Origin of the sequence: Athalassotoga saccharophila, from assembly GCF_009936215.1 — a bacterium.
Lineage (GTDB): Bacteria > Thermotogota > Thermotogae > Mesoaciditogales > Mesoaciditogaceae > Athalassotoga > Athalassotoga saccharophila.
This window is the reverse complement of sequence record NZ_AP019551.1, coordinates 188,391-213,552: the sequence shown is the minus strand read 5'-3', so window position 1 is coordinate 213,552 and position 25,162 is coordinate 188,391. Positions and strand designations below refer to the sequence as shown.

Below are 25,162 nucleotides of genomic sequence, written 5' to 3'. Positions count from 1 at the left end.
ATTATGTGCAGAATGATAGGATTCATTTCGACAAAATCTTGCAACATATCGCCTTACATCGATTTTTTAAAGAATCAGGCTATACATGGAAAAGGTGCTCCACATCCAGATGGATGGGGCATGTCATGTTACGATCGAAATGACCTTTTGATCAAAAAGTCTTCCGATCCGATCTGGAAAACTGGTACTATATCCGTGGATGCTTCGGCAGCCATCATTCACGCGAGAAAGGCAAGTTTCGGAAAGGCGAATCTGCTGTTCTCCCATCCATTCATTTTTGAGAAAAAAGGGAAGATCTGGTCTTTTGCCCACAACGGGACGATATACAATCTTTCGGGAAAGAAAGAAAAAAATGAGATAGATACCCAATTTTACGCCAAAAGATTTATTGAAAATCTAAAGCAGGATCCCGTCAGATCGGTAGAAAATACGATAAGAGAATTGGTAGAGATTTCTGAAAACAAGTTCACCTCAATGAATGCAATTATCTCGAGTGGTGAGATTTTACTGGGCGTAAGATATGTGAAAGAAGATGAAGACGGTTATCATACGTTATTTTATTTTGAAGAAGATGATCGGATATCGATCTCAACGGAACCTTTAGACTCGAGGTGGGTTTCTTTAAAGTCTGGCGAGTTTGTTATGGCAACGGTCAATTCGAGGGTGGAATTCGTAAAGGGGACAATAAAGGTCTGATTGATCTTAAAAGATTTTTGTGATAGAATTTTAAAAAGATAGTCGGGGTGTTTAGATGAAAAAATACTTCGTGGCATTTATCGTATTAATTTCGGTACTTTATTCTTTTTCTTTTTCTTCGACTTTTGAAACAAAGGTTGTGGGAGATTACAGGGATTACATCCAGACTTTTAACCTTTATCTCTCCCAGATCGAGAAGACGGGATCTATTGAGGCTGTTCCCTCGAATCAGGTTGAACAGGCTGTTTACACTATTGTGAGTGAATTCGAGCCGGCGGCATATTACAGATGGATAAGAATGAGAAGTTACCAGATCCCGCCCGGGGCGATGGGAAATTTCCAGACCATAGACATGTGGTACATCGCTCAGAATATATACCAAAGATACAAAACGAATGATGAGGTCGAAAATGTAGCCCTTGCGGGTTTCCTCGTTTACGCGATAGACAACCTTTACGGTAAAAGTGTAGGTCAGACTGACTTTCCTTACTTTGCTACATTTAATCAGGCTGTCTTTGATCTGGGGACAAAGGTTCAAAATTCGGCGGCCGAACTTACAAAGGCTTATTTTCAAAAATCTCTCGGATCGTCGGGGACGCCTCTCGGAAATTACATGTACCAGCAAATTGATCCAAAATCTTTCATAATTTCGGCACTTCAAAAATCTTACAAGAATGTGCCAGAAGATATTCTGAATGCGGTGAATTCCTACGATTTTAAATTTCAACCTGTTCAAAATCCGACTATGAACTCTTACATTTCAGATCTCGTATTTCAATCTTTGAATCAGAAAGCAATTGATTCGGCCTTCGATGATTTAAAAAACAAACTTTCCCAGTCAGCAGACAGTTCCGTTAAAACCTTTAAGATTTTACTCTCTTCTGGACAATCTACAAAGACTGCCGTTGAAAACATGTTAAAAGGCTTTTCCTCATCGATAACTGTTCAAGAGATGCTTTCGGCCAATACCGTGAAAAATTCAGTTTCTAAAAATTTCAACGCGAGAATTTTCAACCTTGAAAATACCCTTGCCTCGGCAAGTGCAGCGCCCATCTCTCCGATAGAATGGAGATGGCTCGTCTACGCGATCGCTCTTATCTTTTTCTTCATCTACAAAAGAAAAATCGTTGGATACGTTATGCTTGCCATTCTCGTTTTTGAGTCATTTGTTTTGATCTTCGGAATAGATCCGATGCTTAGCAGGCTTGATTCAACACTTTACGGATTTTTGATAGTGACAGTTGCGTTTTTGAGTTTCCTTTCATTTTTGAATATAGGAAAGATAAAAAACATATTCCAGATAATATCGATGATTTCAGTTGGCGCGCTATTTTTGATCGTCATTTTTGTTCCTCTCTATTCTAACCTTGAATACACAAGAATGTCCAACAATCAAAATTTCCTTAAAAGTCCTTACCTTGGAATATACGAAAATGAAATTTACGGACAAAATGGGATAATAACATACGATCTTCAGAACATAAGTTCGGATCTTTCGGCTTTAAGATCTGACACTTACAACTTCGCAAATCAAACGATCTCTTTTTATCTGACAACCTTAAAAAAGTCCGGCGCTCTTAAAGGAATAGTCGAATATCCCAGTTCTTTGATGGTAAATGTAGACAGAAACTCGAATTACTTTAGTTTTTCGAACCTCAATAATTCTCAAGACTCGATAAGAGTTGTAAGAGATAGAGCCCAGGCGGCAATCGACGATATACAAAATAGACTTAACTCAGTTTACAGAAATGAAAATGCCCTTTCCTCAACTTTGAATGGAATTTATACTTTTGCCGCGCCGCAACTTAGAAATGATATCAAGAAAAACTTGGAATCGCAGATATCTTCGAGCAATCTCACCGAGATTTCGACGCAATTGATAAATCTTGCAAATAAAGCGAATGAGATCGATGAGCGTGCCCCGAATATACAATTTTTCCAGACTTCTGATGGTTCAAAATTGTTCATCCTTATTTCGATGTTGTTCATAAGTGTAACCTTCTTTAGAAAAAATTGGATGTACAGGTTTGTGATATCACTTTTGACCATTTTTGGATCGGTTATGATCTTTTACCAGAAAGTCTTAGAAATCTTTGTAGAATACGGCTTCCCAACTTACTCCTATACACTTTTGAAAGGAGAAGGACCGAATCTTTTCATCTTGATCCTTATAATGGCAGTTTCCATTTTTGTCGCTTTTGAGGCGCTTTATACGCGCTTTAAATTGATAAAGGAGGGAAAGACATGAGGAAGTTTCTTATCGCGTTTTTAGTCTCTATCCTCGCACTCGCGACGGTTGGTTTACCGCTTACAGTTTTCTTTGTCACCGATACCGGAGGTCTTGGTGATAAGTCGTTTAACGATAGCGCATGGGCTGGCGTTCAGATGGCCGTCCAGAAATACGGAATAACGGCAAATGTCATTCAATCTTACGAGCAGGCCGATTACGTTCCAAACCTTACGGCGGCGGCACAGGTTGCCGATGTGGTCGTTGCAGTTGGATTCATGATGCAGGATGCCGTTGCAAAGGTTGCACCTCAGTTCCCGAACGTCAAATTCATCACGATAGATTTCTCTGTCGATGCACCAAACGTTGAAAGTTTCCTCTTTTCTGAAAACCAAGGAGCATATCTTGCGGGATATCTTGCCGCCGCAATGTCAAAAACTGGCAAGGTTGGATTTGTCGGTGGAATACCGATACCGCCAGTTGAGAGGTACCAGTACGGATACGAGGCTGGCATACAGACCTACAACGTTTTGAATGGTGCAAATGTTCAGGTGCTTTCCGGATATGTTGGGAGTTTTGACGATCCGGCTGCTGGAAAGGCAATGACAAATAGCCAGTTCTCCGAAGGCGCAGATATTGTATTTGCCGCCGCCGGACTTTCGGGCCTCGGAACGATCGAGGCTGCAAAGGATGCAGGACCGGGACACTTTGCAATAGGAGTGGATCAGGACCAGGATTATCTTGCTCCGGGATACGTTCTTACGAGTGCCATGAAACGCGTTGATGTTGCAGTCTTTGATGGAATTAAGTCCGTAATAGATGGCACATTCAAGGCCGGAACGGTAACGTTGACGTTAAAGGACAACGGTGTTGGAATCAGTCCTATGACCTACACAAAGCAACTGGTGCCGGCAAGCGTTATGCATCAACTTGATGTCCTCAAACAGGCAGTTATAAGCGGACAAATAGTAGTTCCTGCAACAGAAAAGGAATTGCAATCTTTCCAGGTTCCACCTATACAGTTCTGAATTGATCTGGCGGGAGTTTCCCTCCCGCCAGATTAATGATGGGAGGCAAAATGGAAAAGGCAGATTACTCACAATATGCCGTTGTCATGAAGGGAATAACAAAAAGATTTCCGGGTGTCCTTGCAAATGATCATGTCGATCTCTTTGTGAAAAAGGGAGAGATCCACGCAATAGTCGGTGAAAATGGCGCCGGTAAGACAACTCTTATGAGTCAGTTGTACGGTCTCATAAGGCCGGACGAGGGGAAGATATACATAAATGGCTTTGAGAAACAGATAAGAAACCCAAATGATGCGATAGAGGCCAAGATAGGAATGGTTCACCAGCATTTCATGCTTGTCGACAGGTTAAGTGTCGTGGAAAACATAGTGCTGGGTAAGGAACCGGTAAGAGGTCCTTTTTTTGATCTTAACAGATCAAGAAAAGAGATAAGGGAACTTTCTAAGAAATTCGGACTCCTTGTGGATCCGGACGCCATAATCGAAGATTTACCAGTTGGTATGCAGCAAAGGGTTGAAATAATAAAGGTACTTTACAGAGGTGCCGAGATCCTAATCCTTGATGAGCCGACTGCAGTTTTAACTCCTCAAGAAACAAATGAACTCTTTGAAATACTCAAAAATCTTCAGAAGCAAGGCAGAACGATAATACTTATAACTCACAAATTGAATGAAGTTATGGCCATCACGGAATCTGTAACGGTCATGAGGCTTGGAAAGGTAACAGGAGTTGTAAGAACTTCTCAAACCAATCCGAATCAACTCGCAAACATGATGGTCGGAAGAGAGGTTCTCCTCACAGTTGAAAAAGATAAGGCCCATCCTGGAGAGGAGATATTGCAGGTTAAAAACTTGGTTGTAAAGGAAAACCGTGGGATAGAGGCCGTAAGAGGGTTGAGTTTAAGTGTAAGAAAGGGCGAAATCGTCGGAATCGCAGGTGTTGCCGGTAATGGCCAGACCGAACTGACCGAAGCGATAACTGGCCTTCGAAAGGTTGAAAGTGGAAAGATAATTTTTAAAGGCGAAGACATAACGAACTATTCTCCAAAAAAAAGACGCGAGATGGGAATGGGACACATTCCAGAGGACAGGCTAAAACATGGTCTTATAAAATTATTCCCTGTGTATTACAATTTTATTCTTGGAGAACATGACGATTCGAAATTCAGCGACGGTGTGTTTTTAAAGATAGAAGAAATAAAAAAATTTTCAGAAGAACTCGTAAAACGCTTCGATGTAAGACCTCCCAAGATAGATCTTCTCGGCATGAATTTAAGTGGTGGAAACCAGCAAAAGGTCATAGTGGCAAGAGAGATAGCCTTTAATCCGGTGCTTATGATAGTTTCCCAGCCTACGAGAGGGTTAGATGTTGGAGCCATAGAATTCATTCACAAAACCCTTATCTCGATGAGAGACAAAGGAATAGGCATACTGCTTGTTTCTATGGAATTAGAAGAGATATTTTCTCTTAGCGACAGGATACTGACCATTTACGAGGGACAAATAATGGGCGAGACAACTCCAGACAAAACTACACCAGAAGAGGTTGGATTGATGATGGCAGGCCACAAACTCGAAGATATCAGGCAGGAGGCATGAGATGAACGTAAAGAAGTATTTGCTCAACGAAAAAGTTATAATCTCCCTTCTTTCAGTTTTGATATCCCTTGTGATAGCGGCCATTGTCATGATCGTAATCGGTAAGAATCCTCTTGTCGCTTACGCCGCACTCTTTTATGGGGCTTTTGGAACAAAAGAAGCCATAATAGACAATCTTATGAAGGCTTCACCATTGATATTAACAGGTCTTGCGGTCGGTTTTGGATTTCGCGCAGGGCTCTTTAACATAGGAGCAAATGGACAGGTTATAATAGGTGCCCTTCTTTCCGCATACGTTGGGACACTTGTTGGCTCTTATCCATTCTTTCTATCAATTCCGCTTGTAATGATCGCGGGAATGTTAGGCGGAGCCGCGTGGGCGGCTATTGCCGGATGGCTTAAGGCCTACAGAGGAGCGCACGAGGTCATAACAACTATAATGCTTAACTACGTGGCCACATTCATAGCGAACTACGTTGTAAACGGTCCTTTTCAGGCACCCGGAGGTGTACCAAAATCTCCATCCATCGCGTACTCGGCACAATTTCCAAATATAATGAGTGTAGGTGCGACATCTCTTAGCACTATAATCTTTGTTTCTCTTGCCGCGATAGTCGTCATATACGTGATAATTCAGAGAACGACTATAGGGTACGAGGTTAAGGCAGTTGGATTTAATCCTTACGCTGCCGAATACGGAGGAATAAGCATAGGTAAAAACGTTGTGCTTGCGATGGCTATAAGCGGGGCACTCGCAGGTCTTGCCGGAACAACTCAGGTGGTAGGTGTTTACGGAAGGTATTTCGGTGCTCTCGGTGGAAGTATGGGATTTGATGGAATAACTATAGCGCTTATAGGACAAAATGACCCGATTGGAATTGCACTTGCGGCCTTTTTGATCTCATCGATAAGAACGGGATCAAACCAGATGCAGATTGCAGGCGTTCCAAAAGATCTCGTCGTTATAATTCAGGGAATAATAATCTTCCTCGTCGCAGCGAATAGAATAATAAAAACGATTAGAATAAGAAGAAGAAAAGAGGCTGAAGCATGAACGAATGGATTCAGGCCATCTTGAATGTTTTTACAAATCCAACATTTTACAAATCAACCCTCACCCAATCCACTCCTCTCATTCTTGCCGCGATGGGTGGTGTCTTCAGTGAGACTACGGGCGTTACTAATATAGCGCTTGAGGGTATAATGTTGATGGGAGCCTTTGGAGGGGTGATGGGAAGTTATTTCACCGGAAATCCTTGGTACGGGTTGGCACTCGGAACCTTCTTTGGTCTTGCCATGGCCGCACTCCATGCGTGGGCTTCCATAAAGTATGGAGCCGATCAGATAATAAGCGGTACCGCCCTTATCTTACTTGCCCAAGGTATAACCGGTTTTGCACTTGTAGAACTTTTCGGACAACCCGGATCCACAGATCTTGTCCGTTCAATACCTCTTGTCGATCTTGGAAGTTTTAAGGATGTGCCTTTCTTTGGTCCGATCTTCGGGAATCTCTCGCCATTTGTTTATATGGCATTCGCTTCTGTGATCTTTGGATGGATCTTGATATACAAGACAAAACTTGGCCTTAGAATGAGATCCGTTGGAAATAACCCGGAAGCGGCCGACACATTGGGAATAAATGTTTACAACGTGAGGTATTTCGGTGTTATAATGAGTGGATTATTTGCGGCACTCGGTGGTGCTTATTTGAGTATAGGAGAACTCGGTCAGTTTACCACAAACATGACAAACGGGCGTGGATTCATAGCGCTTGCCGCGATGATAATAGGAAACTGGAATCCTGTCGGTGCCATGTCGGCATCTTTGCTCTTTGGTGCCGCAACGGCTTTCAACAATCAATTGCAAAGCCAGAGTATTTTAAACCTTTCAACAAATACCCAATACATCTTTGGAATGATTCCTTACATAATAACCCTCATAGTAGTTGCTGGATTTATAGGAAAGAGCAGAGCGCCAAGTGCAGATGGAATTCCGTACATCAAGGAGTGATTTTATGACGAGAGAAGAGGCTATATCGCTTGTGAGGTCGCATGTTAAATCGGAAAATCTTGTCAATCACATGATAGCGACAGGGGCGGTAATGAAGGCTTTGGCAAAAAAGATGAATGAAGATGAAAATGAGTGGGAAATAGCCGGAATCCTTCACGATTACGATTATCCAGAGACGGAGAATGATCCTGACAGACATGGATTTGTAAGCGTTGAAATGCTGAAAAGTTATAACCTTCCAAAAGAAATTTACGATTCCATACTTGCACATGCTGAAAAAAAGCCACTCGAAACAAAAATAGAAAAGGCGCTCTACGTCGCCGATCCAACGACGGGCTTTATAACGGCGGCGGCTCTCATAAGGCCAGAGAAAAAACTCGATCCGGTGGACACCAAATTCCTTCTCAAAAGATTTAAAGAAAAATCTTTTGCAAAGGGCGCAAGCCGTGATCAAATGGCGATGTGTTCAGAACTTGGTCTTACTCTTGAAGAATATTTTGGAATAGCGCTTGAGGCTATGAAATCTATTCATAACGAGATCAACCTTTAAGGAGATGATACGAATGGATGGCCTTATATCAAAGATAGAGAAGGAAATAATAAAGGCAAAAGACTTTCAATTTAATCCCAAAAAAGTATCCATCTCGAAATCAGAACTTGCCGGAATGATAGATCACACTTTGCTTTCTCCAGACGCGACATCTTCGCAGATAGACAAGGTCTGTGACGAAGCGATCAGATTCAACTTTTATTCCGTTTGCGTCAATTCTTTTTGGGTACCCCATGTTTTTGAAAGGGTAAATGGGAAATCGAAGATCGCAAGTGTTGTCGCATTTCCCTTCGGTGCCGTTCCAAGCAAGATAAAATCTGCCGAGACGTCGTGGGCCGTGGATCACGGTGCAGATGAGATAGACATGGTAATAAACATAGGTGCCTTGAGGGATTCAGAATACACGGAAGTTTACGATGATATAAAATCTGTTGTTGAGTCTGCAAAGGGTAGGGTAGTCAAAGTGATAATTGAGACAGCACTTTTGAGTTTTGAAGAGAAAGTTGCGGCCTGTGTCATATCCAAAGAGGCCGGCGCGCATTTTGTGAAGACGTCAACTGGATATTCTAAAGGTGGTGCCGTTGATAAGGACGTTGCCCTGATGAGATTTGTGGTCGGCGAAAAGATGGGAGTAAAGGCATCTGGAGGAATTCATTCTTACGAAGACGCAGTCAAAATGATCGCCGCCGGTGCTAACAGAATAGGCGCTTCTCGATCCGTTGAGATAATAGGAGGTGCGAAATGAGTTTTCGAGATCAAAAAATAAGTGAATTTGTGAATTCTGTGGCATCCAATTCTCCCACTCCCGGCGGAGGAGCAGTCGGTGCGATAACGGCCTCGATGGCGACGGCCCTCATCGAAATGGTTGCTTCTCTTACGATCGGTAAAAAGGGATATGAAGATTATGAAGCCGAGATGGAAAGAATCATAAGTGAAGCCTCTTACAGAAGGAAAAGATTCTTGGACCTTGCCGATTTGGATGCGATGGCCTTCGATGGTGTAATGGATGCGATGAAATTACCGAAAAATACCGAAGAAGAAAAACAAAGAAGAACTGAAGAACTTCAAGAAGCACTCAAAAAGGCAAGTGAGATGCCATACGAATTGGCAAGAGAGATATCCAAAGTATGTCCGATGGCCCAGTTCGTGAATAAATATGGAAATAAAAATGCTTTAAGCGATGCCAAAAGTGCCGCTTGGCTTTTGAAGGCCGCATTTGAAATAGCAAAGTCAAATGTCGAAATAAACCTCAAACTCATAAAAGATGAAACATTTGTGTCCAAAATGAGAGAGGCCATTGATGTGATCGAAGGAATGGTCTTAAAATGCCTCAAGGAATCGGGATTAGATGGATCTGCTTAAAGAAAAGATCTTGAAAGATGGACGGGTTGTAGGAGAAGATATACTCAAGGTAGACAGTTTTTTGAATCACCAAATAGACATAAAGTTGATGAACGAGATAGGTAAAGAGTTCAGGAAAAGGTTCAAAGATGAAAAGGTAACGAAGATATTAACAGTTGAATCTTCTGGAATAAGCGTCGCATGTATAACTTCCCAGTATTTTGACTATGTGCCAGTTATCTTTGCCAAAAAACACGAAGCCTTCAATCTCGATCTCGAAACTTACGAGGCCGATGTTTTTTCATTCACAAAAAATAGACCATACAGAATAAGAGTATCGAAGAGGTTTTTGTCTTGCGAAGATTCTGTTCTCATAATCGATGATTTTCTGGCCAACGGTAGCGCATCGTTGGGTCTTGTAAAGATAGTAAAGGATGCGGGAGGTCGCGTTGCCGGCGTTGGAATCGTCATAGAAAAAGCATTTCAGAATGGAAGAAAGGTGCTTGAGAAAGAAAATGTAAGGGTAGAATCTCTTGCGATAATAAAATCGATGAAAAACGGGGAGGTGATCTTTGATTAACGAAAAGACTTTATCGATAGAAATAGACGGTAAAAATTACAATATTCCCGAAGGAAAAAATCTCCTTGAATTCTTGCTTGAAAATGGATTCGATATTCCCCATCTTTGTTATCATCCCGCTTTAAAAAGCATAGGCGCATGTCGCATGTGCGTTGTGGAAGTTGAAGGATCGAAAAATCTCGTTACCTCGTGTACGGCCGAAATAAGAGAAGGGATGAAGATAAAGACAAATTCACCGCTTGTCAAAGAATCGAGAGAAGTGAATTTGTCTTTGTTGTTAAAGGATCATCCCGATGATTGCATGACGTGCGATCAAAACGGTAATTGTGCGCTTCAGGACCTTGCATACGAATACTTCCCGTCTGGCAAACCGTTGTTTGGTTACATGAAGGAAAAAAGATACGAAATAGACGATTCGAGCGAATTCATTGTAAGGGATTTGAACAAGTGTATAAAGTGTCAGTTATGCGTTCGTGTCTGTGACGAGGTAGAGGGCATGTCAATCTATTCGATGGTCCAGAGGGGCCATGAATCTTACCCTTCAACTTTTATGAACCTTCCTCTTGCACAAACTAATTGCGTAAGTTGCGGAGAGTGTGCGAGTATATGTCCGACAGGGGCGATAGTCGAAAAGCCTTCGATAGGGAAGGCAAGATGGAACAAGGTCGAAAAGGTAAAGACGACATGTCTGTATTGTGGCGTTGGATGTCAGATAGACGTCTACTTCGATCCAAAGAAAAACGACATAGTAAGAATTCAGGGTTCTTCTGAAAACAGAGAAGTAAATGATGCTATAGCAACCTGTGTAAAGGGAAAGTTTGGATACAGTTTTGTGAATCATCCCGACAGGTTAAAATCTCCACTTTTGAAGAAAAATGGAGAATTTGTACCGGTTACTTGGGATGAGGCTCTCGATTACACGGCCAAAAAATTGATCGAGATAAAGGAAAAGTATGGTCCGGATTCAATAGGATTTTTATCTTCTGCAAGATGTACGAACGAAGAAAATTACCTTTTACAAAAGATCGCAAGAGCCATAATAGGAACAAATAACATCGATCATTGCGCAAGACTGTGTCATGCGTCTACAGTTGCGGGTCTTTCGATGACCTTTGGAGCGGGCGCCATGACTAACCCGATTGGAGACATAGAATTTGCCGAGGTAATAATTGCAACCGGCACCAACACTACGGAAAACCACCCCGTTTACGGATCGAGAGTAAAGAGGGCTGTAAGGAACGGATCGCATTTAATAGTTATAGATCCAAGAAAAATAGAACTTGTCGATTATGCCGAATTGTGGCTTAGAAATCTGCCAGGGACAGACCTTGCGATTCTCAACGGCCTTTTGAACGTGATAATCCACGAGAACCTAATAGACGAGGAGTTCATATCCAAAAGGACAGAAGGATTTGAAGAGGTAAAGAAAGCCGTTGAAAAATACACTCCATCGTATGTTTCAAAAATATCGGGCGTTGATGAGAAAAAATTGGTAAAGGCCGCCGAGATGTACGCAAAGGCAAAGACTGCCTCCATACTTTACGCCATGGGAATAACTCAACACGTGAGTGGAACAAAGAATGTCATCGCGATAGCCAATCTTGCAATGGCAACCGGAAAGATAGGAAGGCCAGGATCTGGAGTCAATCCTTTAAGAGGTCAGTCCAATGTTCAGGGGGCTGGAGATGTTGGATGTCTTCCGAACCTATTTCCCGGAAATCAGCCAGTTTCGAAAGAAAGTGTCATAGAAAAGTTCAAAATGGCATGGAATGTGGAATATCTCTCAGATAAAAATGGATTGACAAGCGTTGAAATGTTCGACGCGATTATGAATGGGAAGATAAAGGCCCTTTTTGTGATGGGAGAAAACCCGGTCATGAGCCATCCGGACGAATCTCATGTGCGAAAGGCTCTTGAAAAACTGGAGTTTATGGTAGACATGGACATATTTCCAAATGACACGACAAAATACGCCCATGTGATTTTAGCGGCATCGAGCGGATTCGAGAAGGATGGGACATTTACAAATACCGAAAGAAGGGTTCAAAGGGTAAGGAAAGTTTTGAATCCGGTTGGGAATTCCAAACCTGACTGGATGATATTAAAGGATCTCATGAACAGACTTGGCTACAACGCGCATTACGAATCTCCGAAAGAGATAATGGAAGAGATATCTAAAGTCTCTCCAATATACGCAGGCATATCTTACGATAGAATAGAACACAAAGGAATTCAGTGGCCGTGCAGATCGATCGATGATGAAGGGACCGCAATACTTCACCAGAATTCATTCTCAACGGAGAATGGACTTGGAAAGTTCATACCGGTCGAATACACAGAACCTCCGGAGATCCCAGATGAAGAGTACCCGTTCTATCTTTCAACGGGTCGCATACTTTACCAGTACCATACCGGAACGATGACAAGAAGGGTAAAAGAAATAAACGATCTTAGACCAAAGGTCGAGATAGAGATAAATCCAGAAGATGCAAAAGATCTCGGGATAAAAGATGGAGACATAGTCAGGGTAAGTTCTCGACGTGGATCGATAGAAGGCCCGGCTAAAATAACTGAAAGATCGCAAAAAGGCCTTGTGTTTATACCATTCCATTACGCTGAATCTCCTGCAAACATGCTGACACTTGCGGCCATAGATCCCATAGCAAAGATACCAACCTTTAAGGTTTCTGCCGTAAAGATAGAAAAGGTTAAGGTCGAAGATCGCGTTTAAAATTGAAATTGAAAAAACTCATTTTGTAATTTTCGAATCTTTTCAATTCTTCTTCTCTTATCAAAAGCACGTCTTTGCATTTTGAGATTAAAGATTTCAAAGAAGGATTATAACAAATCATCTCCTCCTCAAGGCAGGAGATGATCTTTTTTGAATAAAAGGCATGCGTAACCTGATAGGCGTTATCAACGACAGGACATACTATATCGTGATCTTTCTTGCTTAGAATGAATTCCACTATTTCTTTTTTTACAAATGGCATATCGCAAGAAACTAAAAACACATCTTCCCCGGCTAAAAGTCCCGTGTAAAGACCTGAAATAGGACCAAGACCGGGTTTTGGATCGGGAATCGATCCATCAAGATTTTCATTTTTACCTGCAAAGATGATACCTTTAAACAAAGATCCGATATTTTTAATTATCAAGTCGACAGATCGGAGTCCATCGATTTTGTAAGTGCATTTGTCCGTCCCGAATCTTGTCGATCTGCCGCCCGTAAGAATCACAAGAATTGAAGAATTACTATTCAAACCTTGCCTCTTTTAAGAGTCTCGAGAACTTTTTTAAGTCCATTTTGCATCAATTCCGGAGGCATATGGCCTTTGGTGTAGAAGTAGAAATCATCGAATCCCCATTTCATCATGTGTGCGATAGGGCCATTCAAAGTTATATCGGTCTTTCCACCGTAGAGGTAATCTGAGAGGATCATCGTTGCGTCTATTCCACCTCTGTTCATGATGCAAAAGATCTCAGGCCTAAATGGCAACACCTCGCCCTGACCTTTTATATCCTTTAGAATGGCGCTCGAGGCAACCTGACCCTGCATGACCGCTATATGACCGAGTTTTGGCATTGCCATCGCGTTTATGTCTCCAACCGCGAAGATATTTTTATGATTTTCATGTTTCATCTGCGAATCCGTCATTATGAAACCTTTTTCGTCGCCGATGCCTGAATTTTTGACAAATGGAGTGCCTGCGTAAGGAGGAATTATAATCGTAAGATCACTCTCGAGAGAGGTGCCATCTTCGAATTCTACATGGTCTTTTTCTATCTTCTTTATCACCTTTGACGTTAAAACATTTATGCCCTGCGCCTTTATGACAGGCTCAAGCGATTTATGGACCTTTGGTCCCACATCTTCAAAGAATATCTCGCCGGGCGAGAAAACATTTATCGTGCACTTTGACCTTATCGCTCTCTGCCTTAGCGCGTAATCGATCATGAACATGATCTCTCCGATCGGTCCTTCGCACGGAGCGGAGAGTTTTTTGACTCCGGGATGATCTGCCCATTCTGTTTTGGCGGCACCGATTACTATCTTTCCACCGTTAAAATTCATCATCCTCTCATAAAGTTTTGGTGCATGATCGTCATCGCAGACTGAATATCCGTACTCTTTAAATCCTTCTACAGCATCATAGTCTTTTATGGCTCCAGTTGCGATTACAAGGTAATCGTAAGGAATTCTTTCTCCACTCTTTAGATCAACATAGCCAGAATTCGGATCGACATCTTTAACTTCAGAGTTAAGGTATTTACCGCCATTTTTTTCTATAACTGATTTCAGTGGAATCTGTACTTTGTTAAGTGGCTTTCCAATAAAAGCAACCTCAGGCAAAGAAGGTTTCTCAAGGCTTGTCTCTCTTGAATCTACAAGGGTAATCTCGACATATTCCGACCCATTCTTTTGGAGGCTGTAAAATGCGCTTAAGCCTCCAAATCCTCCGCCTATTATCAAAATCCTTTTTTTCATTTTAAGCCTCCCGAGGATGAAATTTATTCAAAATGATTTTAACATTTTTGAAGTCAAAAATATATACTGAGCCAGTTTTACCGAACTCGTAGCGTGTGGCGGGTGGCACGTGGAATAAAATTGAGAATTGAAAATTATCAATATCACGTGTTGACTTTTTGAAAAATTAATAGTATAATCCCTTTTGGCTTAAGGAGGAAAAGATGATTTTATCGCTTAAGTTAAAAAATTCGGAGTATTTTGTCTTTCCTGATGTGGAAAGTGAAAGTTACCTTCTCGAATTTATCGAATTTATTTTCAAGGACGCCTTTAAAAGGCGTCCTTTTTTTATATATCACAAAGGAGGTAAATGATGAGTATTCGAGGAAAGGACCTTTTTGACGTTGATGATCTTGAAATCAGTGATGTCAAAGAGATATTCGAGAGGGCCCAATTTTTTAAAAAGCATGGTTTTCAAAAATTGACATCTTTAAAAGGAAAAAGCATTTGCACTCTCTTTTTTGAATCCTCGACAAGAACGAGGATTTCTTTTGAATTGGCTGCAAAAAGGCTTGGTGCAGATGTCGTCAACTTTACCGCCTCTACGAGTTCTTTGAACAAGGGAGAATCTTTCAAAGATACGGTTAAAACTCTCGATGCCATGGGCATAGATCTCTACGTCATAAGACATTCGGAACCTGGCAGTCCGATGATGATGAAAAAATACACGAATTCACCCGTTATCAACGCAGGTGACGGAATCCATGCCCATCCTACTCAGGCCCTGCTCGATGCTTACACGATCTGGGAAAAATTCGGAGATTTCAAAATCAAGATAGCCATAATAGGAGATATCCTTCACAGCAGGGTTGCAAGGTCAAATGCAAAACTGCTAAAAATGCTCGGTGCCGATGTAACCTTGGTCGGTCCTGAAAGTTTTATTCCTGAGTATTTTGAAAATTACGGCGTGAGGATTTCACATGATGTTGAAAAAAGTATCTCGGAGTCTGACGCTGTAATGGGATTGAGAGTCCAACTTGAGCGCCAAAGCGGTGGATTCTTTTCAACCCTTGATGAGTATAACGAATTTTACGGAATAAATTCCAAAAGAATGGAAATTGCCAATCCCATTTTCATGCATCCGGGTCCGATGAACAGAGGAGTAGAGGTTATGGAAGAGGTTTCAGATTCAGATTCATCTGTCGTTGAAGAACAGGTTACAAACGGTGTCTTTGTAAGAATGGCCTTGCTCGATCTTATTTTGGGAGGTGTGGAAAATTGATCTTCGAAAGCGCTAAAATTTTCGATGGAGAAAGGTTTTACAGCGGGGAGATCTCCTTTGAAAAGACTTTTGTTCAAAGAGAAGGAGATCGTTTAGACCTCGGTGACGTGTGGATTCTTCCGGGACTTGTTGATACCCATGCACATTTCAGAGATCCCGGTCAGACAAAGAGAGAAGACCTGTTCTCAGGTGCCATGGCAGCATTTCACGGTGGAATAACGACGGCCTTTGCAATGCCAAATACAACTCCCGCTATAGACAGTGAGACTATGGTGATTTATCTTAAGGAAAAGGCGAAAAAGACCAACTTGGACTTGAAGATCGTCGGTGCAATAACTAAAAATAGAGATGGAAAAGAACTTTCTGAAATGCTAAGGATGGCACGGGCAGGTGTTGTTGGGTTTTCAGATGATGGAAACTTTTTGGATGATGCAGGCCTTGCGAGGCATGCGATGGAATACGCCCATGAACTTGGACTTCCGATAATCTCTCACTGTCAGGACAAATACCTTGGTAAGGGACACATGAGAGAAGGGTGGTTTTCTACCCTTTACGGTATAAGCGGGATTCCCGATGTTGCCGAATCTATAAGTGTTGCGCGTGAGATAGAACTTTCATACCTGACAAAGGCCCACATCCATATCGCCCACGTTTCAACGGCGAGGTCTGTCAATTTGATAAGACAGGCAAAGAAGGATGGAATAAATGTAACTTGTGATGTTTGCATACATCATCTTGTCTTCAAAGACGAAGACCTTTACGATTACGATACATACAAAAAGATAAATCCACCATTTCCCACATCTCACGATCAAAGAGCCCTATATGAAGGAATAGAAGATGACACGATAGATGCGATAATCACCGATCATGCTCCCTATTTAAATGAAGAAAAAGAGGTGGAATTCCAATCCGCACCATTTGGAATAATTGGATTTGAAACTCTTCTAAATGAGATCATCATCGTTTCGAAAAATGGCCTCAAGATTGAAAAACTTCTGAAAAAGGTAAGTTCCGATCCCGCAAAGATATATGGCCTTGAGGTTGGAAGGATAAAGGAAGGTCTTCCTGCCAATTTCGTCATCTTCGATCCGGAAGGCGAATGGCACGTCTCAAAAGAGACTCTCATGTCAAGGTCATCTAATACACCTTTTCTCGGTAAGAGATTGAAAGGAAGGGTAATATCGACATTCGTTGAAGGAAGGCAGGTGTTTGGAGATGTTGAAAAGATCGGCAAAGGGATCTTACATCTTGCTTGATCTCCCTTACGAAGGCAAAGCACTTCCTGGCCAGTTTTTTACAATAACTACCTCTTTGGGGCCTTACATTCCAAGGCCATTCAGTGTCTATGACTTAAAAGATGGAAAGATCTCTTTTCTTATAAAAAGCGGAGGGGAGATCGAAAAATTCCTTGACAGAGCCCCCGTTATAATGAATGGTCCTTTTGGTAATCCTCTGCCAGAACTTAAAGACCCACTTTTGATATCCGGCGGTGTAGGATATGCACCGATTCATTTCTACATCTCCAAGTATGGATTCGGAGAACTTGTTGCTGGATTTGCAGACGAGGAACTTTTCGATTTTGTCGATATACCCGGCAGTTCTGTATCTGTCTTTGATCCAACCACCCCGATAGAGATCGTCAAATTTTCAACACTTGAAAATATCATAGCGTGCGGCCCAATAGAGATGTTAAAAAGTGTAAAAAAGGCTTTGGGTCAAAGATCCCTTTACCTTATAATGGAAGAAAAAATGGCCTGCGCAAGGGGTATGTGTGAAGGGTGCGCGGTCATGACCTCAGATGGTGTGAAATTCGTTTGCAAAGACGGCCCGACCTTCAAGGCATCGGAGGTGGATTTAGAATGGACTTATCTGTGATCGTGGATGGAGTAAAGTTTAAAAACCCTATAGTAACTGCCTCGGGTCCGTTGGGATTTGGTGACGAATTCTTTAAATACGTCTCGGCCGAAAAGATAGGTGGCTTCACCACGAAGACCGTCACTCCCAAACCCATTCAGGGAAATATTCCACCGAGAATCCTTTATCTTGAAAATGGACTTTTGAATTCCATAGGTCTTCAAAACCCGGGAGTTGAAAAGTTCAAAGAAATAGCGGCCTCTTTGCCGAAAGAGTGCGTGAAGATAATTTCGGTGGGAGGGGAAAGACCGGAGGATTTTGCCGAAGTTACAAGCAAAATTGAGGAATTCGCCGACATGATAGAGATAAATCTTTCATGTCCAAACATTGGCGGCAAAACGATATCTTCTGATTTTGAACTGACAAAATCGGTGCTTGCATCATGCAGGGAAGTGACCAAAAAGCCTTTAATTGCCAAGATCTCTCCCGACGTCGATCCTCTTATCCAGTCACGGATTGCCATCGATGCAGGCGTAAAGATCGTTAACATAGGAAATTCGATTCAGGGAATGAGGATAAATTTGAAAACCGGCAGACCATTTTTAAAGGGAGTCAAAGGGGGCCTTAGCGGTCCCGCTTTTATGCCTGTAATACTTTGGAAGGTTTACCAGGTAAAGGATGCCTTTCCCGATCTTTCGATAATAGGTCTTGGAGGGGTAAGAAATGCATCTGACATTATCGAATACGCCATGGCGGGATCATCTCTTGTCGGGATTGGAACCCAGTTCATGATAAATCCGTCTTCTGCGGTCAGAATTGTGGACGATCTTCAGAATAAAATTGACAGTTTGAAGATGAACTTTGCAGATCTGATAGGCATATCCCACAGAGGAGGATTCATATGAATTTCTTGGAAAAGGTAAAAAAAAGAATGGAGATCGTCTCCAACGTGCTTACCATAGGTCTCGATACCGATTACGAGAGGTTGCCGTCTCGATTTTCTAAAAATGCGGAAGGAGTTTACGAATTTAACCGTGAAATAATCGAGAGAACAAAAAATTTCGCCTGCGCTTACAAAATAAATTCAGCCTTTTACGAACAACTTGGGCCTGATGGAATGAAAACCATGATGAAAACACGTGATTTGATAGGAGATCTGCCCGTCATATATGATGCCAAACGTTCGGACATAGATTCAACAGCGAAAGCGTACGCAAGGGCCGCTTTTGAATTCTTTGGCTTTGATGCCATAACCGTTTTGCCTTACATGGGAAGTGACTCGATGGAAGTATTCTTCTCTTACACGGACAAATACACATTCGTGCTGTCTCTCTCCTCGAATCAAGGGGCGTTTGATTTTGAGTACCACGGCACGCCTCCGCTTTACTTAAAGGTTGCAAAATTTGTCAGCGAAAAAAACAAAAGGTACGGAAACTGTGGCCTTGTTGTGGGGGCAACTTTCGCAGAAAAGATAAGAGAAATCCATGAGATTGCAAATGAGAGCCTTATACTCGTTCCCGGTGTCGGAGCGCAGGGAGGAGATGTTCAAAAGGTCATGAATTCAATTGACGGTAGAAACTTACTCGTTAACGTGTCTCGATCCATAATCTTTTCGGCCGATCCCGAAAAGTCTTCTTACGATTACTCAAAACTTCTATCTTTGAGGTGAAAAAATGGAATACAAAAGATTACTTGAAGAGACAGGCGCAATTCTTCACGGCCATTTTTTACTCTCTTCCGGCCTTCACTCCGATTCTTACGTTCAGTGCGCAAAAATACTGAAATATCCATGGTATGCGGAAGATCTTGGGTATGAACTTTCTGTCAAAATATCAAAATACAATCCCGATTGTGTTATCTCTCCAGCGATAGGAGGAATAATAATAGGATACGAAGTCGCGCGCCACCTTAACGTCCCATTTCTTTTTGCCGAGAGAGACGATGATGGCGTCATGAAATTCAGGAGAGAATTCGATCCTTCGGATTTCAAGAATATAGCCGTTGTCGAAGACGTTATAACAACTGGAAAATCAACGAGCGAAATCATCGATCTGGTCGAAAAGGCTGGATCACGCGTGATATGTGCTTCATCGATAGTCAACAGAGGATCTGTAAATCAAATAAGGGAAATACACGTACTTTCTTTGGTAGATCTGCCCCTTACGCATTACACGCGTGAAGAATGTCCTCTCTGTCAAAATGGGATACCTTTAGTAAAGCCGGGCACAAGGAAGATGAAAGAGTCATGAATTCAGTTCGTCGAAATATTCGAGGATGGCCATATCGTATATGTTAGCCTCACGCCAGAGATTTTTGGCACTTTTGAGCCAATTTTCTCGCGATGGATTTGACATGAAGCAAGGCTCGACTACGACCGCTGGAACCTGAGCGTATTGCAAAACGATGAACTGTTCTCTTATGAGATTTCCTTTTGTGTTGAAGAATCTCTCGAATTCTTTTAAGAATATTTCGGCCGCAAGTTGTGAAGAATCAGAGGTGCTCCAGTAGAAGACCTGCGGCCTGTCTACATTTGGTGCTCCTTGAATTGAATTGTGCGCTATAGAGACAAAGAGGTCAGCATTCGCTTTGTTTGCTATATCTATTCTATTTTTTAAAGGCACATAGGTATCTGTCGAACGCGTAAGGATCACCGTCGCACCCTGAAGTTTCAATATCTGCGCAAGATCGAGGGCGACCTGGAGATTTATGTCCTTTCCCATGAGACCCGTTGGCCCTACTGGACCCGAATCATACCCTCCATTTTCGGGATCGAGAACGATTATCTTTCCGGCAAGTACCTGATTTGTGGCATCTGAAAAGGCAAAAATAGCCATTGATAAGATTAAAATCAACACAAATGCTTTTTTCAAAATAATCACCTCTTAGATTCTGAAGAAAGAATCTGACTTTTTCATGGAGTCTCTTGTTGATTTTATCATGTCCAAAAATGAGGTGCCATTGAGTTTAAGGTAAGTCCATGCCTCCTTTTTCATTATCGGCAATGTGTAATTTCCCGCGGCTTTTTGGTTCAAAATGCTCGATATCACGTCTGATGCGTGGACAATTGCCGTTATATCTTTGAAACTTTCATCCTGAACACCGCCGGGATTGTGATGGAATTCTACCGGCACCCTTATTATCTCTGGAAATTTCCATTTTTCAAGAAGATACTTGGCGACAAAGACATGATCCGGAAATTCCATCTCTTTTTCTGCCTGTTCGTACGTAAGAGATCTCGCGCTTGCGAGAGTTATTAGTGCATCGACGTACTTCGGGAATAACTTCGCAAGGACGATCTTTCCTATGTCGTGAAGCATTCCTGCAAGAAAGGCCTCCTCTTTGTTTATAAAGCCGGTTGCATTTGAAACGCTTTCAGTTGCGATGGCAGTCGAAACTAAATGCCACCACAGATCTTCGGAAGAAACCTTTGTAGTTTCAAGTTTAAAGGAGAAAAAAGCGTCATGCGTGTAAACGCCTATCACAAGGTTCCTCAAAGTTTTGAATCCGAGAATCATTATGGCATGGGAAAGATTTGTTATCTTCTGTGGTAGACCATAATAAGCGGAATTGGCAAGTTTCATTATTCTAACGGTCAGATTTGGATCCTTCTCAATTATAGATGTGAGTTCTGCGGCAGAAACGTCCGGCTTGCTTGCCAATTCAATGACCTTTGTAACGACAAAGTTCGGTACGGGTATAGAATCTATTTCCTTCAAAACGTCTGCAAGTGTACCTGCCATTTTTTACCTCATTTCAAAATATTCAACCAGTCCCTCTTGGGCAAGAAGAATGAAAAGGAACAATTTTCAACATTGTCTATCCATATCCTGCCCTTGTGCAAATCTATTATCTCTTTGACGATGGCAAGGCCCAATCCCGTTCCAGAGACATTTCCCGAGTTCGAGCCTCTGTAAAATTTTTCAAAGACCTTTTCTCTCTCCTCTACTGGTATAGGACTACCGTTGTCCCAGACCGAGACGATGTACCCTTCGTCATCCGATCTTATCGTTATCTTTACTTCCGGTTCCCTTGAATCGTTGTATTTGAAAGCGTTGGAGACAAGGTTGTCCATGACCTGAATTATCCTTTTGGGATCTGCCGTAACATAAGCATTGATGAGATCATCTGGAATTTCAAGAGAAAATTTCACATTGTTCGAAAGCGCGTTTATTTTTAATCCATCGTATGTGTCTTTTAAAATCTTTACAAGATCTACCCTGCCAAAGGCCATCGTAAGGCTGTTGGAACTTACCTTTGAGAAGTTTATCATCTCTTCTATTATATTCGCAAGATGCTCGCTTTCATTTTTAATAGTCTTTGCAAAACTCTTGAGTGTATCCGTGTCTATCGATTCTGCCGATTCCAGCAAAGTTTCGGAATAGGCAAGGATTGCGGCAAGAGGCGTTTTCAATTCGTGAGAGATAGTTGCGACAAAATTGTCCTTCATCTTATCTATCTTTTGGAGTCTCTCAAGTTCCTTTGTATTCGTTATGTCCTGAATCGATATTACTATCTTCAATCCAGAAGAGAGTTGGACCGGAACGGCGTAAAGAGAGTAAAAACTTTGGTTTACCTCCACCTCTCTCGAAACTTCCTTTCTGTATATCAAAGATTCCTGTGAAATATCTTCTATGTAATTGACGATCTCCTTGTTTTTCTCGATGAGTTCTCTGTAAGGTTTGTTGGAAAATTCTTCTCCCTTTCTAACACTTGCCACCACAACGGCGTATTTCAATGAGTTGAGCACGTTTTCAAGATATGCCCTTGCCTCGGAGACGTATTCATTTTTCTTTATCAATTCTCCTGTTAACAACATGTTGTCTATGACCATCGAAGTCTCAAAAGAGAGGAGGCTCTCTATATCCATGTACTTCATCTTCAAATCGCCAATATCGTCAGTTATCCTCATCACGACGTATCCTATATCATGTCTTCTGCTGAATAATGGGAGAAATAAGAAGGTGCCGTCATCGACCGGGATAACGGACACTTTTTTCTTCTCGAGGACCCATCTGCCCATTGCCATTACCTTGGGCTTTATAGTTCCGTGACTTTGATCTTTCATAACGTACGCGTGATCTTCGATCGAAAAGAAATTCTTTGAGGCCTCTATCAACTCCTCAACACATTTTTCCGGCGTTTCTGCCGAATTCAACCTGACGGTGAAATTAGACAAAAAAGAAGGAAGATTCGTTAATTCATACTTTGTTTTTTCCCCACTCATCTTCACTCACCCCAATCGATGGCTTTTTCTTGGCCAGTGGACTTGTAATACGCTCGGCGATTCTCAAAATTTTCGTAAACCACATCTCCTCTTTTGAAAGCGGTTTGACCTTTATGGAATAGACGCCGGCAAGATTTGCCATCAAAACATCTGTGAACAATTGATCCCCTACAACCACAACTTCTTTTTTTGATACATGACCTGCTTTCAATATTCTAAGGAATTTAGCAGTTAAGGGTTTGTGCGAATGATTGAAGGTCTCTATTCCATTTTTTTTCATGATTTCCAAAGTAGGTGAATCACCGTTTGACAGTATGACAACATCGCTTTTTTTCGAAAGTTTCTTTATCAAATTCAAAGTCTTTTGATCGATCTTTTCGTCTTTCCATTTTGCCAGTGTACCGTCCATATCAAAGACGAACAACTTTATTCCCTTCGAGATCAAACGATCGTAATCTATGTCGAAGATATCTTCTACCCATTCATTCGGAGAGATAAGTTCTCCTATTCGGAAGATCCATCCAAAGGTATAGAAAATGATAAGATAGGATATCTTCTCAAGCAAAACAAGAGTACTTAAAAGGAATCCAACTCCCGGATAGGGCTCAACCATTATCGTGTACATGCCCATTCTATTTCCCGCTATTATGTCTGTAAAGAACAGGTCACCAATGAAAATAGTTTTTGACGCGCTTACATTTGTGTAATCAACGGCGATTTTCAAAATCTTAAGGCCTGGCTTTTTTGCCTTTGCAAAGACCTTGATCTGTGGCAATCTTTCTCTTAATTTCTTCGTTCTTTCATAAGACGCATTGGTAACTATGACAACTTTAAAGCCCATCCTGAGAATGTTTTCCAAAAGAGAGATCACATCATCCTGAATCTGGTGCAGGAATGGGGCGAGAGTGTTGTCATAGTCAAATATTATAGCCTCAAATCCCCATAATTTCAACCTATCGTAAGGTATATCATGCAGAGTTCGAAAATGCTCCCTCGGTATCGGCTTTCTAAAGAACTCCACGACTCGGTTCATATTTCACCACTTCAAGATGAAGATCATCTTTTAGATACTCCAAAAGTCTTAACATATCATCAAGATCCGTGTCTATAACAATTATCTTTAAAAGACCTGTTTTGGGATCTACATTTCTAACGTTTAAAAGGTTATCTTCTGCTTCGAGCATGTAATTTATCATGTGTATGTCCTCTTCTTCGATTTTCACGTAAAGATCGTATTCCAAAGCGCTCAAAAGTTCACATCCATTCCCCACAAAGTTTTATAATTGCCGCTATCTGATGACATTCCAACCCATCCTTTGAATACAGAAGAAAATAGATTCAAACTCGTTGTCAAATAGGCTCTAAATTTGTAAGTACCGTTATTCACAATTTGTCCATCTCCGGCAATTTCAAATTGCAAATTTCCTATTCCGAAAGGTACGGAATTGAATGAAGCATTTACCCAATTTGTCGGTTGCTGAAGGCTAATGTCAGCCCCAACAATTCCAAAAGCGCTTCTGTAAATCGTGCCGACGGAATAAATGGGCGTGGACAAAATCGTCATTTTCGCGTATGCCGAAAATGGTAAAGTTGTAACGCCTATCGAAAAGGTTGGAGTAGATTCTCCATCATACACCGCGTAAGGAATTATACCATCATTCATGTAAAATAGAGATATTTTTGTGTTAAAGTTGGATGGGAAAATATATTGTCCCTCTGGCTGGAAAAGAAAATTTCCCATCATAATAGGCAACCCCATCCTGAAGGTTCCAGTTGACTGGTTAAGAATCCCATCTACGTAAAATCCATTCGGGAATGTCAGTGAAAGTTGAGAATACTGAGGCCTTGTAGATCCCTCGATCGAAATAGGGCCAAGGTTAAACCCCGCAGAAAATCCATTCAATTGCATTGAGGTGTAATTGTAATCTATAAATGTCGAGATAAGAGGTGTCCTTGAGTCAAGACCGACGTTACTTTGACTATCTGTGAAGAAGGAAAAAGAGTAGAGTTGAAGATCTCTGACAGGGAAGAGGTTCTTGTTGATCGTTGAAATTTCTGGCATATTCTTCACATTGACGACTAAGGATGAGAGTACATTCGTCGTCGATGGTAAAGATATTTGTGGCAAAGAAAAGCCTTTTGGTATCCCGACATTTCCAATATTTGTAGAGGCAAATGTCCCTTCAAATTCGAGAGTGTGAGAATAGTAATTGGCAGTTATTTGAAGGTTTATAGGCACCGCCACCGCAAATGTTGAAAGCAAAAAGATCGAAATGAAAAAGTAGATCCATTTCATTAAAT

The 25,162-nt window shown here is 41.6% G+C and carries 25 protein-coding genes; 17 read left to right on the top strand and 8 right to left on the bottom strand.

Going from position 1 to position 25,162, the window contains the following annotated elements; translation table 11 throughout:
- The first annotated feature begins 12 nt into the window (after positions 1-12).
- The 11 genes from ATHSA_RS01050 to fdhF are packed head-to-tail and all read left to right on the top strand — an operon-like array spanning position 13 to position 12,761.
- Positions 13-696: a class II glutamine amidotransferase gene (locus ATHSA_RS01050; protein ID WP_232060101.1), complete on the top strand. Its 684-nt coding sequence runs from the start codon at positions 13-15 to the stop codon at positions 694-696.
- 55 nt (positions 697-751) lie between these two features.
- Positions 752-2,944 (top strand): hypothetical protein, encoded by a 2,193-nt coding sequence (locus ATHSA_RS01045; RefSeq protein WP_161847343.1) that lies wholly within the window; start codon positions 752-754, stop codon positions 2,942-2,944.
- Positions 2,941-3,951 (top strand): BMP family lipoprotein, encoded by a 1,011-nt coding sequence (locus tag ATHSA_RS01040; RefSeq protein WP_161847342.1) that lies wholly within the window; start codon positions 2,941-2,943, stop codon positions 3,949-3,951. The genes ATHSA_RS01045 and ATHSA_RS01040 overlap by 4 nt, the downstream gene beginning before the upstream one ends.
- Positions 3,952-4,001: 50 nt before the next feature.
- The gene (locus tag ATHSA_RS01035) at positions 4,002-5,549 is read left to right on the top strand and encodes an ABC transporter ATP-binding protein (RefSeq protein ID WP_161847341.1); all 1,548 of its coding nucleotides are present in this window, start codon (positions 4,002-4,004) and stop codon (positions 5,547-5,549) included.
- Between the two features lies 1 nt (position 5,550).
- Positions 5,551-6,603: an ABC transporter permease gene (locus ATHSA_RS01030; RefSeq protein WP_161847340.1), complete on the top strand. Its 1,053-nt coding sequence runs from the start codon at positions 5,551-5,553 to the stop codon at positions 6,601-6,603.
- Positions 6,600-7,559: an ABC transporter permease gene (locus tag ATHSA_RS01025; RefSeq protein WP_161847339.1), complete on the top strand. Its 960-nt coding sequence runs from the start codon at positions 6,600-6,602 to the stop codon at positions 7,557-7,559. The genes ATHSA_RS01030 and ATHSA_RS01025 overlap by 4 nt, the downstream gene beginning before the upstream one ends.
- A 4-nt stretch (positions 7,560-7,563) precedes the next feature.
- A complete protein-coding gene (locus tag ATHSA_RS01020) occupies positions 7,564-8,109 on the top strand; it encodes an HDIG domain-containing metalloprotein (RefSeq protein WP_161847338.1) in 546 nt (181 codons plus the stop codon).
- Positions 8,110-8,122: 13 nt separating this feature from the next.
- Entirely contained in the window at positions 8,123-8,854 is a 732-nt protein-coding gene (deoC, locus tag ATHSA_RS01015) for a deoxyribose-phosphate aldolase (RefSeq protein ID WP_161847337.1), read from the top strand.
- Complete coding sequence (locus ATHSA_RS01010) at positions 8,851-9,471, top strand: cyclodeaminase/cyclohydrolase family protein (protein ID WP_161847336.1); 621 nt, start codon at positions 8,851-8,853, stop codon at positions 9,469-9,471. The genes deoC and ATHSA_RS01010 overlap by 4 nt, the downstream gene beginning before the upstream one ends.
- Positions 9,458-10,030: a xanthine phosphoribosyltransferase gene (locus tag ATHSA_RS01005; RefSeq protein ID WP_161847335.1), complete on the top strand. Its 573-nt coding sequence runs from the start codon at positions 9,458-9,460 to the stop codon at positions 10,028-10,030. The genes ATHSA_RS01010 and ATHSA_RS01005 overlap by 14 nt, the downstream gene beginning before the upstream one ends.
- Entirely contained in the window at positions 10,023-12,761 is a 2,739-nt protein-coding gene (gene fdhF, locus ATHSA_RS01000) for a formate dehydrogenase subunit alpha (RefSeq protein WP_197739183.1), read from the top strand. The genes ATHSA_RS01005 and fdhF overlap by 8 nt, the downstream gene beginning before the upstream one ends.
- Here fdhF and ATHSA_RS00995 read toward each other — a convergent pair.
- Positions 12,739-13,293 carry a molybdenum cofactor guanylyltransferase gene (locus tag ATHSA_RS00995; RefSeq protein WP_161847334.1) on the bottom strand — a complete coding sequence of 185 codons (555 nt, stop codon included), beginning with the start codon at positions 13,291-13,293 and terminating at the stop codon, positions 12,739-12,741. The two genes, fdhF and ATHSA_RS00995, sit on opposite strands and share 23 nt — an antisense overlap.
- Positions 13,290-14,519 (bottom strand): NAD(P)/FAD-dependent oxidoreductase, encoded by a 1,230-nt coding sequence (locus ATHSA_RS00990; protein WP_161847333.1) that lies wholly within the window; start codon positions 14,517-14,519, stop codon positions 13,290-13,292. Before ATHSA_RS00990 ends, ATHSA_RS00995 begins: the two co-directional genes overlap by 4 nt.
- A 352-nt stretch (positions 14,520-14,871) precedes the next feature.
- Here ATHSA_RS00990 and ATHSA_RS00985 point away from each other — a divergent pair, with 352 nt between their 5' ends.
- The 6 genes from ATHSA_RS00985 to pyrE are packed head-to-tail and all read left to right on the top strand — an operon-like array spanning position 14,872 to position 19,886.
- Positions 14,872-15,780 (top strand): aspartate carbamoyltransferase catalytic subunit, encoded by a 909-nt coding sequence (locus ATHSA_RS00985; protein ID WP_161847332.1) that lies wholly within the window; start codon positions 14,872-14,874, stop codon positions 15,778-15,780.
- Positions 15,777-17,039, top strand: coding sequence for a dihydroorotase (locus tag ATHSA_RS00980; protein WP_161847331.1), 1,263 nt, complete (start codon positions 15,777-15,779; stop codon positions 17,037-17,039). The genes ATHSA_RS00985 and ATHSA_RS00980 overlap by 4 nt, the downstream gene beginning before the upstream one ends.
- The gene (locus ATHSA_RS00975; protein ID WP_232060138.1) at positions 16,999-17,658 is read left to right on the top strand and encodes an iron-sulfur cluster-binding protein; all 660 of its coding nucleotides are present in this window, start codon (positions 16,999-17,001) and stop codon (positions 17,656-17,658) included. The genes ATHSA_RS00980 and ATHSA_RS00975 overlap by 41 nt, the downstream gene beginning before the upstream one ends.
- On the top strand, positions 17,643-18,542 hold the full coding sequence (locus tag ATHSA_RS00970) for a dihydroorotate dehydrogenase (protein ID WP_161847329.1): 900 nt from the start codon (positions 17,643-17,645) through the stop codon (positions 18,540-18,542). Before ATHSA_RS00975 ends, ATHSA_RS00970 begins: the two co-directional genes overlap by 16 nt.
- On the top strand, positions 18,539-19,306 hold the full coding sequence (gene pyrF, locus ATHSA_RS00965; RefSeq protein ID WP_161847328.1) for an orotidine-5'-phosphate decarboxylase: 768 nt from the start codon (positions 18,539-18,541) through the stop codon (positions 19,304-19,306). The genes ATHSA_RS00970 and pyrF overlap by 4 nt, the downstream gene beginning before the upstream one ends.
- A 4-nt stretch (positions 19,307-19,310) precedes the next feature.
- Complete coding sequence (pyrE, locus tag ATHSA_RS00960) at positions 19,311-19,886, top strand: orotate phosphoribosyltransferase (RefSeq protein WP_161847327.1); 576 nt, start codon at positions 19,311-19,313, stop codon at positions 19,884-19,886.
- Here the strand turns inward: pyrE and ATHSA_RS00955 are convergent.
- The 6 genes from ATHSA_RS00955 to ATHSA_RS00930 are packed head-to-tail and all read right to left on the bottom strand — an operon-like array spanning position 19,881 to position 25,157.
- Positions 19,881-20,507, bottom strand: coding sequence for an N-acetylmuramoyl-L-alanine amidase family protein (locus ATHSA_RS00955; protein WP_161847326.1), 627 nt, complete (start codon positions 20,505-20,507; stop codon positions 19,881-19,883). The genes pyrE and ATHSA_RS00955 overlap by 6 nt on opposite strands.
- A gap of 12 nt (positions 20,508-20,519) precedes the next feature.
- A complete protein-coding gene (locus tag ATHSA_RS00950; protein ID WP_161847325.1) occupies positions 20,520-21,377 on the bottom strand; it encodes an HDOD domain-containing protein in 858 nt (285 codons plus the stop codon).
- Between the two features lie 8 nt (positions 21,378-21,385).
- Positions 21,386-22,861 carry a sensor histidine kinase gene (locus tag ATHSA_RS00945; RefSeq protein WP_161847324.1) on the bottom strand — a complete coding sequence of 492 codons (1,476 nt, stop codon included), beginning with the start codon at positions 22,859-22,861 and terminating at the stop codon, positions 21,386-21,388.
- Positions 22,836-23,894, bottom strand: a complete 1,059-nt coding sequence (locus ATHSA_RS00940; protein WP_161847323.1) for a YqeG family HAD IIIA-type phosphatase — start codon at positions 23,892-23,894, stop codon at positions 22,836-22,838. The genes ATHSA_RS00945 and ATHSA_RS00940 overlap by 26 nt, the downstream gene beginning before the upstream one ends.
- Positions 23,869-24,111 (bottom strand): DUF4911 domain-containing protein, encoded by a 243-nt coding sequence (locus ATHSA_RS00935; protein WP_197739182.1) that lies wholly within the window; start codon positions 24,109-24,111, stop codon positions 23,869-23,871. Before ATHSA_RS00935 ends, ATHSA_RS00940 begins: the two co-directional genes overlap by 26 nt.
- On the bottom strand, positions 24,108-25,157 hold the full coding sequence (locus ATHSA_RS00930) for a hypothetical protein (protein ID WP_161847322.1): 1,050 nt from the start codon (positions 25,155-25,157) through the stop codon (positions 24,108-24,110). Before ATHSA_RS00930 ends, ATHSA_RS00935 begins: the two co-directional genes overlap by 4 nt.
- Positions 25,158-25,162: the final 5 nt, after the last annotated feature.

What these genes read in the sequence shown, in the direction of transcription:
- ATHSA_RS01035 (WP_161847341.1), top strand. Translation starts at nt 4,002, where the DNA reads ATGGAAAAGGCAGATTACTCACAATATGCCGTTGTCATGAAGGGAATA.
- ATHSA_RS01010 (WP_161847336.1), top strand. Translation starts at nt 8,851, where the DNA reads ATGAGTTTTCGAGATCAAAAAATAAGTGAATTTGTGAATTCTGTGGCA.
- ATHSA_RS01050 (WP_232060101.1), top strand. Translation starts at nt 13, where the DNA reads ATGATAGGATTCATTTCGACAAAATCTTGCAACATATCGCCTTACATC.
- pyrF (WP_161847328.1), top strand. Translation starts at nt 18,539, where the DNA reads ATGAATTTCTTGGAAAAGGTAAAAAAAAGAATGGAGATCGTCTCCAAC.
- ATHSA_RS01045 (WP_161847343.1), top strand. Translation starts at nt 752, where the DNA reads ATGAAAAAATACTTCGTGGCATTTATCGTATTAATTTCGGTACTTTAT.
- ATHSA_RS00990 (WP_161847333.1), bottom strand. Translation starts at nt 14,519, where the DNA reads ATGAAAAAAAGGATTTTGATAATAGGCGGAGGATTTGGAGGCTTAAGC.
- pyrE (WP_161847327.1), top strand. Translation starts at nt 19,311, where the DNA reads ATGGAATACAAAAGATTACTTGAAGAGACAGGCGCAATTCTTCACGGC.
- ATHSA_RS00940 (WP_161847323.1), bottom strand. Translation starts at nt 23,894, where the DNA reads ATGAACCGAGTCGTGGAGTTCTTTAGAAAGCCGATACCGAGGGAGCAT.
- ATHSA_RS00945 (WP_161847324.1), bottom strand. Translation starts at nt 22,861, where the DNA reads ATGAGTGGGGAAAAAACAAAGTATGAATTAACGAATCTTCCTTCTTTT.
- ATHSA_RS00930 (WP_161847322.1), bottom strand. Translation starts at nt 25,157, where the DNA reads ATGAAATGGATCTACTTTTTCATTTCGATCTTTTTGCTTTCAACATTT.
- ATHSA_RS00975 (WP_232060138.1), top strand. Translation starts at nt 16,999, where the DNA reads ATGTTGAAAAGATCGGCAAAGGGATCTTACATCTTGCTTGATCTCCCT.
- ATHSA_RS01005 (WP_161847335.1), top strand. Translation starts at nt 9,458, where the DNA reads ATGGATCTGCTTAAAGAAAAGATCTTGAAAGATGGACGGGTTGTAGGA.
- deoC (WP_161847337.1), top strand. Translation starts at nt 8,123, where the DNA reads ATGGATGGCCTTATATCAAAGATAGAGAAGGAAATAATAAAGGCAAAA.
- ATHSA_RS00970 (WP_161847329.1), top strand. Translation starts at nt 17,643, where the DNA reads ATGGACTTATCTGTGATCGTGGATGGAGTAAAGTTTAAAAACCCTATA.
- ATHSA_RS00985 (WP_161847332.1), top strand. Translation starts at nt 14,872, where the DNA reads ATGAGTATTCGAGGAAAGGACCTTTTTGACGTTGATGATCTTGAAATC.
- ATHSA_RS01030 (WP_161847340.1), top strand. Translation starts at nt 5,551, where the DNA reads ATGAACGTAAAGAAGTATTTGCTCAACGAAAAAGTTATAATCTCCCTT.
- ATHSA_RS01020 (WP_161847338.1), top strand. Translation starts at nt 7,564, where the DNA reads ATGACGAGAGAAGAGGCTATATCGCTTGTGAGGTCGCATGTTAAATCG.
- ATHSA_RS01025 (WP_161847339.1), top strand. Translation starts at nt 6,600, where the DNA reads ATGAACGAATGGATTCAGGCCATCTTGAATGTTTTTACAAATCCAACA.
- ATHSA_RS01040 (WP_161847342.1), top strand. Translation starts at nt 2,941, where the DNA reads ATGAGGAAGTTTCTTATCGCGTTTTTAGTCTCTATCCTCGCACTCGCG.
- ATHSA_RS00950 (WP_161847325.1), bottom strand. Translation starts at nt 21,377, where the DNA reads ATGGCAGGTACACTTGCAGACGTTTTGAAGGAAATAGATTCTATACCC.